Below are 2,144 nucleotides of genomic sequence, written 5' to 3'. Positions count from 1 at the left end.
TATTAAGGTTAATTAATTAAAATAATCCAAAAAAAAAACGATCAATAAAAAAATAATCGCTGAATGAAATTCATTCAGCGAAATATGAGTTATAACTTTCATATTTATGTGAAATGGGAAATATGGGATGAATGGAATAAGCATATGCATCAGACTTTTCAATATGAGAAAAAATGTTTGAAGAAAGGGAACCGCTGGTATGACAAATAGCCTTCCCCCGAATATTAAATTCTTTAATTTTTAACCAACTGTTATATATTTCATCGTCAGGTGTAGTTATAAATAAAATATCACTATGATTTATTAAATCACCTATATTTAAGAAATGCCTCGTACCTGTAAACACTGAAGCTTCCTTTGAAGAATCCGGACTTTTACTGTAATATCCAGAAACCTCTACTCCCTTCTCAGCAAAATACTTGCCTAGGGAAAAACCAACCTTTCCAGCACCAATAAAACCAATTCTAATAGATATCACCTCTTTTAAGTAATGATGATACCTGAAATGAAATATATACCTTATAATATTTAAACTCAAAGTCTGGTGCAGCTCTTCCGATGCTACCCATAGAACAAATTTAACATAACTGTTATATAGTGTAAAGTAATTATATTTCATTAATAATTAGAAATTGGTCTTTGGTTATATTAATCATAATAGTTTTATATGGGTACATAATCCTTCCTTACCCTATAAAACTTTGTATTCACTACCTAAAATTCAACTATAAGCACGTCATATTCTTCAACTTTATAAAATCCAACCTTCTCGGCTATTTTAACGGAGCCTAAATTTCTTGTCCAACTATCCCAATAAGGTATTAAGTTTCTTATAGCACATTCCTTAAGAAAGCTTTCAGCTAGAACTGCTCCAACACCTTTCTTTTGTTCTTCTTCAATAGTCTCAATGCCTATTCCACAGTAATTTCTACTAACAAGTTCAGCAGTACACCAGGATATTAATTTTCTACTATCAACAGCACAATATCCAAATCCATTTTTAATAAACCCCTCAATACTCCCCCACATTCCCAAAATCTCTTCTTTTAATAATTCAAAATTCTCTAAGCTACTATCCCTAAGCACTTCTTCATTAATAGGTTTAATTTCATATGAGAAATTTTCCGGAGTTTTATAGTGAATATTTGCTATATCATATTTATACAAAGCTCTTCTATCTTGGCTAACCTTTAAATCATTAAATGTATCTAGCAGTGCATTTTTCCACAAATCTGATGTATAAGAAATTTTAATATAGTCATAGAATTCTTTCTTCAGCTCTTCAGTTAATATATACTCTCTAATGTACTCAATGCACCGAATATATTCTTCGTAAGCAGTAGTATCACCACCAACATATATTACGAAGTTTCCTTTATCAAAAATTACATATAACTCAGGATTTATTAAACTATTTAAGTATATTTCTCCGGGTGTATTTCCTTCAATAATTGACTGAAAAACAAACTTCTTACTACTTGAACTAAATATTTCTTTTACTATTTCAAAATCGCTATTTACTTTATACATGATATTCTCTCCCAACTTAAAACTAACTACTTTGGAATATTTTGTATGAGGCTTTATGAATAGTATATACCACAAAATCCATTTGCACAAAAAAAGAAAAGAGCAAAGCTTATTATTGAAAAATATAAAGCTTCAACTCTTAAAATTAGTAAGGATTCCCGTAAAATTCATGTAGTTTTCAGTATCTGTGGTGAATTATAGCAGGTGAAACCCATATAGTAGCTTGCACTAAGCCCTGTCATTCGCCTTAAGCTCAGCCACAGTTATATTGAACCATCTTATAGCCTCTTTGTGCTTTAAGCTTAAATCTTCAACATCAGTAATAAAATAAAGCTCCTCAAGGTTCTTTACTACTTCCTTAGGTAAATCATAATACACGTACCTTGATTTAAAACTATATCTATAAGGACTATACTTCATTCTTAAAACCTCTACCAAAGGATTTAAAGTAAAGTTATTATAAAAGGCTAAGGCTTCTATTCGATTATCTCTATTAATTTCTTTTTCAACTAAAAATTGATATATATATGTTTTAATTAAGAAAATTCATCCCTAAAAATACCACTAATATAAAACTATATAAAAATCCAAAATAATAAAAATAAATTATGCGA

3 protein-coding genes are annotated in these 2,144 nt (G+C 29.3%); all 3 read right to left on the bottom strand.

Annotated features, from left to right (window positions below; all coding sequences use genetic code 11):
* Window positions 1–70 precede the first annotated feature (70 nt).
* The 3 genes from J2Z44_RS21265 to J2Z44_RS21255 all read right to left on the bottom strand — a co-directional run bounded on the left by J2Z44_RS21265 (window position 71) and on the right by J2Z44_RS21255 (window position 1,950).
* Window positions 71–538, bottom strand: a complete 468-nt coding sequence (locus tag J2Z44_RS21265) for an NAD(P)-binding domain-containing protein (RefSeq protein WP_021282894.1) — start codon at window positions 536–538, stop codon at window positions 71–73.
* Between the two features lie 176 nt (window positions 539–714).
* On the bottom strand, window positions 715–1,530 hold the full coding sequence (locus J2Z44_RS21260) for a GNAT family N-acetyltransferase (RefSeq protein WP_021282895.1): 816 nt from the start codon (window positions 1,528–1,530) through the stop codon (window positions 715–717).
* Between the two features lie 228 nt (window positions 1,531–1,758).
* Window positions 1,759–1,950, bottom strand: coding sequence for a hypothetical protein (locus J2Z44_RS21255; RefSeq protein ID WP_021282896.1), 192 nt, complete (start codon window positions 1,948–1,950; stop codon window positions 1,759–1,761).
* Window positions 1,951–2,144 lie beyond the last annotated feature (194 nt).

Origin of the sequence: Clostridium punense (genome assembly GCF_017874425.1) — a bacterium.
In the GTDB taxonomy this organism is placed as follows: Bacteria; Bacillota; Clostridia; order Clostridiales; family Clostridiaceae; genus Clostridium_J; species Clostridium_J punense.
The sequence above is the reverse complement of the archived record's forward strand: the minus strand, read 5'-3'. Positions and strand labels throughout refer to the sequence as shown.